This window comes from Pseudomonadota bacterium (assembly GCA_022361155.1).
Taxonomy (GTDB): domain Bacteria; phylum Myxococcota_A; class Polyangia; order Polyangiales; family JAKSBK01; genus JAKSBK01.
Genome location: JAKSBK010000489.1, coordinates 1 through 5007 on the forward strand (window position 1 = coordinate 1; position 5007 = coordinate 5007).

Annotated in this window: 6 protein-coding genes; 3 read left to right on the forward strand and 3 right to left on the reverse strand. The window is 64.3% G+C overall.

What is annotated here, in order from left to right; translation table 11 throughout:
- A partial coding sequence (locus tag MJD61_18270) for a hypothetical protein (protein ID MCG8557208.1) occupies nucleotides 1–210 on the forward strand: 210 nt, incomplete at its 5' end.
- 24 nt (nucleotides 211–234) lie between these two features.
- On the opposite strand, the gene MJD61_18275 is transcribed toward MJD61_18270, so the two are convergent.
- Both MJD61_18275 and MJD61_18280 read right to left on the reverse strand, forming a co-directional pair.
- Nucleotides 235–1281, reverse strand: coding sequence for a hypothetical protein (locus MJD61_18275; GenBank protein MCG8557209.1), 1047 nt, complete (start codon nucleotides 1279–1281; stop codon nucleotides 235–237).
- Nucleotides 1282–1328: 47 nt separating this feature from the next.
- A complete protein-coding gene (locus MJD61_18280; GenBank protein MCG8557210.1) occupies nucleotides 1329–2312 on the reverse strand; it encodes a hypothetical protein in 984 nt (327 codons plus the stop codon).
- Nucleotides 2313–2867: 555 nt separating this feature from the next.
- On the opposite strand from MJD61_18280, the gene MJD61_18285 reads away from it, so the two are divergent.
- Together MJD61_18285 and MJD61_18290 are read left to right on the forward strand one after the other, a co-directional pair.
- Nucleotides 2868–3158, forward strand: a complete 291-nt coding sequence (locus tag MJD61_18285) for a type II toxin-antitoxin system Phd/YefM family antitoxin (protein MCG8557211.1) — start codon at nucleotides 2868–2870, stop codon at nucleotides 3156–3158.
- Between the two features lie 210 nt (nucleotides 3159–3368).
- Complete coding sequence (locus MJD61_18290; protein MCG8557212.1) at nucleotides 3369–3800, forward strand: type II toxin-antitoxin system VapC family toxin; 432 nt, start codon at nucleotides 3369–3371, stop codon at nucleotides 3798–3800.
- Between the two features lie 63 nt (nucleotides 3801–3863).
- On the opposite strand, the gene MJD61_18295 is transcribed toward MJD61_18290, so the two are convergent.
- Entirely contained in the window at nucleotides 3864–4619 is a 756-nt protein-coding gene (locus MJD61_18295) for a heparinase II/III-family protein (protein ID MCG8557213.1), read from the reverse strand.
- Between the last annotated feature and the right edge of the window lie 388 nt (nucleotides 4620–5007).

Consider the following 5007-nt stretch of genomic DNA (forward strand, 5'->3'; position numbering starts at 1 on the left):
CAGGCCCGCCCACTCACGCTTCACCTATCCATGGCTGCCAACAGCCTGTTGCTCTGCAAGAAGTCCACGCCCCTGGTCGAGTGGGGCAAGTCGCTCCACAAGCTCGCCAAGGGCCCCGGACATGTGGCAGTACCGGCCACCGTCTTCGCCCATTTGGGATTGACTCCTGATCCGAGCTGGGGCTGGGAAGCACCCGCGTTCGGTATGTGAAGCGCGCGGTGGGGGCGTCAGAACTCAGAATCCTGTCTTGGCACTGAAAACGAGCGCGGGAATCACGAGCCTGCCGGCGCTGCCAGAAATCGGAAACAGAATCCGGGTTGGAAGCTCGATGTCAAAGGTCAGCGTGCGTTCTCCCCTGACAAATCCCGGTCGCAGCAGGTGGTCGAGCGCGATGCTGAGCGTCGGACCCAGCCGTACTCCGTGCAGCCGCACGTTACGCTCGAGGCGCTCACCCGCAAGCAGCTTGCGCCGGCCGAGCACGACCCCGTAGCCGGCTTGCGCGCGCAGCGAGACGTTGCCCGAGCGCACAAGCACGTAGTCGCCCGCAACCCACAGCTCCAAGAGGTCTCCGGTCGCGGGCTTGTCCGTGGCGAGCTCCGAGTAACGCCGCGTCATGTTGCTCGCCAGCTCGAGCCAGCCGCGCCCGGCCGAGCTCAGCCAGCGGCCAAACCCCGCGTCGAGACCGATGCCCATGCCCCTTGCGACCGCCTGCCGGGAGGCAAACACGTAGGGGAAGAGCATGCTCGCCCGCGAGTAGATCGCGCGACCGGCCTCCCAATCCACGTTTGGAGGTGCGGCGCGCGCGAACGGCAGCCTCAGGCAGCGCGCAACGCCCCGAGCGTCTTCGACCCGTACGTCGAGTGAGCTCGGGTGCACCAGCACTTGGCCCCAAAGCGGCTCGAGAGGAAACGTAACCCAGGTACGCTCCGAATCGAGCTCGCGAAAACTGCCCTCGATATGTCCCTGCACGCCCTGCTGACAGGGCCGGCTTCGCGTCCGGGTCAGCCGCACTTCAACTGCCTTGGCACCCGGCGCATCACGCAGCTCGAAATCCACGTGCAGGGAGCCCGTTCGATCCAAGCGGGGCATGGCCTCGACACGCAACACCTCGCCGCTGGCCCAAGCCGTCCGCGCGCTCTTGGGACTCACAGGCCGGAACGTCTGCTTGTGTGCGCAGCCTGCAAGCAGCAGCACCAAGAGACCGGCGACTCGACACACCAGCCGTTCCGGTCGCGACACTGTCGATGGACGTTGGGCAGCAAGCGATTCCGCGACGTGCATCGCAACGACGCCTCCGGCACCTGCTGAGAGTCGGCCGAACGCGTGGCTCACCAGAAGCCCGCGCTCATGGAGGCCGTCAAGCCGAACACCAATGTGGCACGGGTTCCCTGGGCATGCGAGAACAGCAGCGAGACCGGCACCTCGAGCTCGAGCGCATACGAGCGGCGACCCAGATAGAAGCCGGGTCGAGCCTCGAAACGCAGGGGATAGTTGAAGATGATGCCGGTTCGTGGTCCGTGGTAGGCGATCGGTGTGGCCTTGCCTTCGGGGGTCGACGGGTTGCGTACGCCCGCCCATAGCTGGTATCCGCCATGGACGCGTACGGACCAGTCGCCTCTACGGGCAATTTCAACGTCAGCGGCCAGCGCCAAGGGAAGAACGGCCACCAGCACTTCCTCGTTCGACGGAGCGTTGATAGCGGTGCGCCCTATCACGGCTCCCCCTCCGTCCAACCAGACCCGCGTGTAGTGCCCAGCCCAGGCACCAAGACGCATCGAGGTACCCGCCGCCGGGCCAAGAAAGCTCTCTGAGCCCAGGGCGACGAGCCCCGTAAAGCCAGGAGTGATGAACCAGTCGGTGTCCACGATCCAGTCGCTGTCGGGATCGCCCTTGGCCAGAGGTACCCTTAGACAGTGCTCGGTGTCGCCTGGACCGCGCAGCTCAACGTCCACCGCGTTGGGCTTGGTGAGGATCTCTTCCCAGGCCGTATCGAGCGAGAAAATCGCCTGCGCATGCAGGCTCTCAGGTGGTCCGGCCAAATCCTCCAGCCAACCCGCTTCGCCGCTTTGGCACGGTGGTTCGTCGTGCAACCCAAGCCGCACTCCATTGACCTCCAAGTTCGCCGGCAGGCTCAGCTCGGTGTCGATCCTAAGCTTGCTCACCGGACCCTCAGCCGGCCCGATTTCGGCAGCAACCAGCTCCGCACGAGCCCCCGCAGACTCGGCCCGATGAGGCGCCACGGGTCGGTAGTAGGTGCTGCAAGCGGTTAGCGTGACCATCCATAGGGTGACCGAAACAAGACGCTTGATCATATGCTTACGATCCGAACGCCCTCACGTGCAACGAAGGGTCCGGTCGACACGCTTACGCTTGCTAGCTCGATCATCTACCTGAAGCGCGAGAGAGACGGGACCGTCTCGATTTCCGTCATAGTAGGTGGAGTGCTCGGATCGAAGGGGAAGCCCCGATCGTTGACCCTGCTGCCCTCGACCCAATCGACGGGGTCGTTCCAGAACCGCTTCCAAGTCTTGTTGGGTGTGATCTCCACCTTGTGGGCGCTGGGGTCGTCACTTCCCAGAAGCCGTGTCCTGTGGGGTCGACAAAACGTACGGGGTTGTTGGCGTTGAACGCGTAGCGGTGCAGCGCGATGGGGTTGAGCTCGTCTGGGATGGTCGGATCCGCGAACGTGAAGTGTCCCATGAGCGCATCGTAGTGTCAGGCGACAAAGTCGTACAACCCCGTTGCCTGATCGCAGATGTGCTCGTTGAAGGATTAGTCGGCCGGTCTAGACGTGCCTGCACTCGCCGTTGAAAAGCTGTTCGAAAGAGACTAGACTAGTCATATTATAAAGGCTAGAGTGGTCACTTATGAGGACTGTTTCGGTGAGCAACCTGAAGGAGAATCTATCGCGCTATATCCGCCAGGTGCGTGATGGCAGCGAGGTGCAGATCTCGAGCCACGGGCGGCCCGTTGCCAAGCTCGTCGGCCTCAAGGGCCCCGACTCAGACGCGGACCGCCGCAGGCGGCGCTTGGTGGCCAAGGGCGTCCTCAGAGCGGGAAGCGGCGACGCGTCGCCCTTGCTCGATCAGCCTCCTCTCGAGCTACCCGGCGTCGCGATCGCTGCGAGCCTCGACGAGGAGCGAGGCGATCGGGTCTAGTCCTTGAGGATTCTACGACGGATTCAAGCCGATCGGCGCCTCCGCAAGTCCGGCTTGCGCAGGCTATCAAGGGCAGTCGTGAACGGCGGGTTGGAACGTCCTCGGACGATGTTCTTGGTGGGTGCACTCGTGCTAGCCTGCGCTGGTGCGCCGATAGAGAAGTTGGCCGTCAAGAGCCGGGAAGATCGGTCCGGGTAGGGCGAAGGGTACATGCGCTATTGGGACAGCTCGGCCATCGTGCCGCTGCTTGTGGCAGAACCGGGCAGCGACTTGGTGCGCGCCTGTCTGCGAGAGGACCCGCACATGGTGACGTGGGTGCTGAGCAGGCTCGAGCTCGCCGGAGCCGTGGAACGTCGCTCGCGCCAAGGCCTGCTCGACGGCACGGGACGCCGCGAGTTGCTCGACCGGCTGGCGACCCTGGCGGCCCACGCGGACGAAGTAACCGAGGTGCTGGCTGTGCGGCAGCACGCCCTGTTGCTGCTCGCGAGGCACGCGCTCCGCGCGGCCGATGCGGCGCAGCTGGCTGCAGCCTACCTCGCCTCGGAAGGCAATCCGAGTTCGCTCACGTTCGTTTGCCTGGATCGGGCACTTGCCCGTGCTGCCGAGCTCGAAGGTTTCGCCGTCTTGACGTGGGAGCGCTGAGGCGGCGCGCGGCGGAGCTGGCCGCACCCCACATGCTGGCAGTCAAGGGTCTGTGCGCGGCGCTCACCACAGCGCGAGTGGGCGGACCGGGGGAAGCCTAGGCTCTTTGTCCGGGCTGAGCACGACAACGAGCCTCGCGGATTTCGCAGGCGCAAGCTCGGTCCTGAATCCGATCATGCGCGTGTCCGGATTCGGGGCGTCGTGTTCCCTACGGGGTTTCGCCGTCTCAAAAAGCTCGAGCGTGGCGTTGCGCGGGCGCTGAACGCTCAGGACCAGACGCCGGCCCTTTCGCCGCAGGATCGCGCTTCGCTTGTTCCTGAGCGCTACCTTGGCGCGTGTCATCATCGCCCAGCGGACCGTGGTCCGACGTTTCAGCGTCTCGATTTCGTCCTGAACCAGGACCGCTCGGTCTCGAAGCAGCCCGACTCCGCGCTTCGCAGCGGCGAGCTGGGATCGGTAGGCCGGGCTCAGGTCGACGAGCGTATGGGGCATGGGGCCTTGGTCGGAGAATCCGATGATCGGAGCGTAAGCGTAGGCTCGCTGCTTCTTGCCATCCACGACAAGCGTGCTGTGGCTGAAATTGGTGTAACGAAAGATGTCCCAGCGCTGGCCGTCTTGTTGATAGTCCCACAGCCGGATGCCCTTTGATTCCAGATCGTGGTAGGACTGACCACCGAGGTCTTCTGCCCAACGCACCCCGTTCGCGTCCATGACAAAAGACCCGATGTCCATGTGACCATGGGGGGCCGCGGCCGAACCACCCTTCACAGCGGCGAAGGTCGCGTGCGAGCTCTTCCAGTCGCCACGATGGATGCCCACAGGTGTAATGCCGCCCCCCCTCCAATGCCTCGCTTGCGGAGGCACAACGCTCGAGAGCGGCTCCGCCCACACGAGGAGCAGCGGGAAGAAGCGATTCGAAGCGCTCCGAGCTCGCCGTCTGCTTCTTGGGCGTCGGGTCAAAATAACATCGCCACTTCGATTTCGATCCATCCCGTCCAGCGGCGTTGCGCCGCCTTCGAATACAGGGAGTATTCGCGCGACAGCGCGCCTTGCTGGCCGGGCGCCTCGAAGCCGGCCTGGCAATGTTATTTTGACCCGACGCCTTGGCGTACGGGGCTTCGTTTTCCAGACGGTCCGCTGCTGATCCAAGAACCTCTTCAGCTCCAGCCGCTCTCTCCACAACAGCGATGGCTCGCGTCGCTTCGCC

Bases quoted from the DNA above. Each gene is read 5' to 3' on its own strand.
- MJD61_18275 (MCG8557209.1), bottom strand. From the start codon at position 1,281: ATGCACGTCGCGGAATCGCTTGCTGCCCAACGTCCATCGACAGTGTCG.
- MJD61_18280 (MCG8557210.1), bottom strand. From the start codon at position 2,312: ATGATCAAGCGTCTTGTTTCGGTCACCCTATGGATGGTCACGCTAACC.
- MJD61_18285 (MCG8557211.1), top strand. From the start codon at position 2,868: ATGAGGACTGTTTCGGTGAGCAACCTGAAGGAGAATCTATCGCGCTAT.
- MJD61_18290 (MCG8557212.1), top strand. From the start codon at position 3,369: ATGCGCTATTGGGACAGCTCGGCCATCGTGCCGCTGCTTGTGGCAGAA.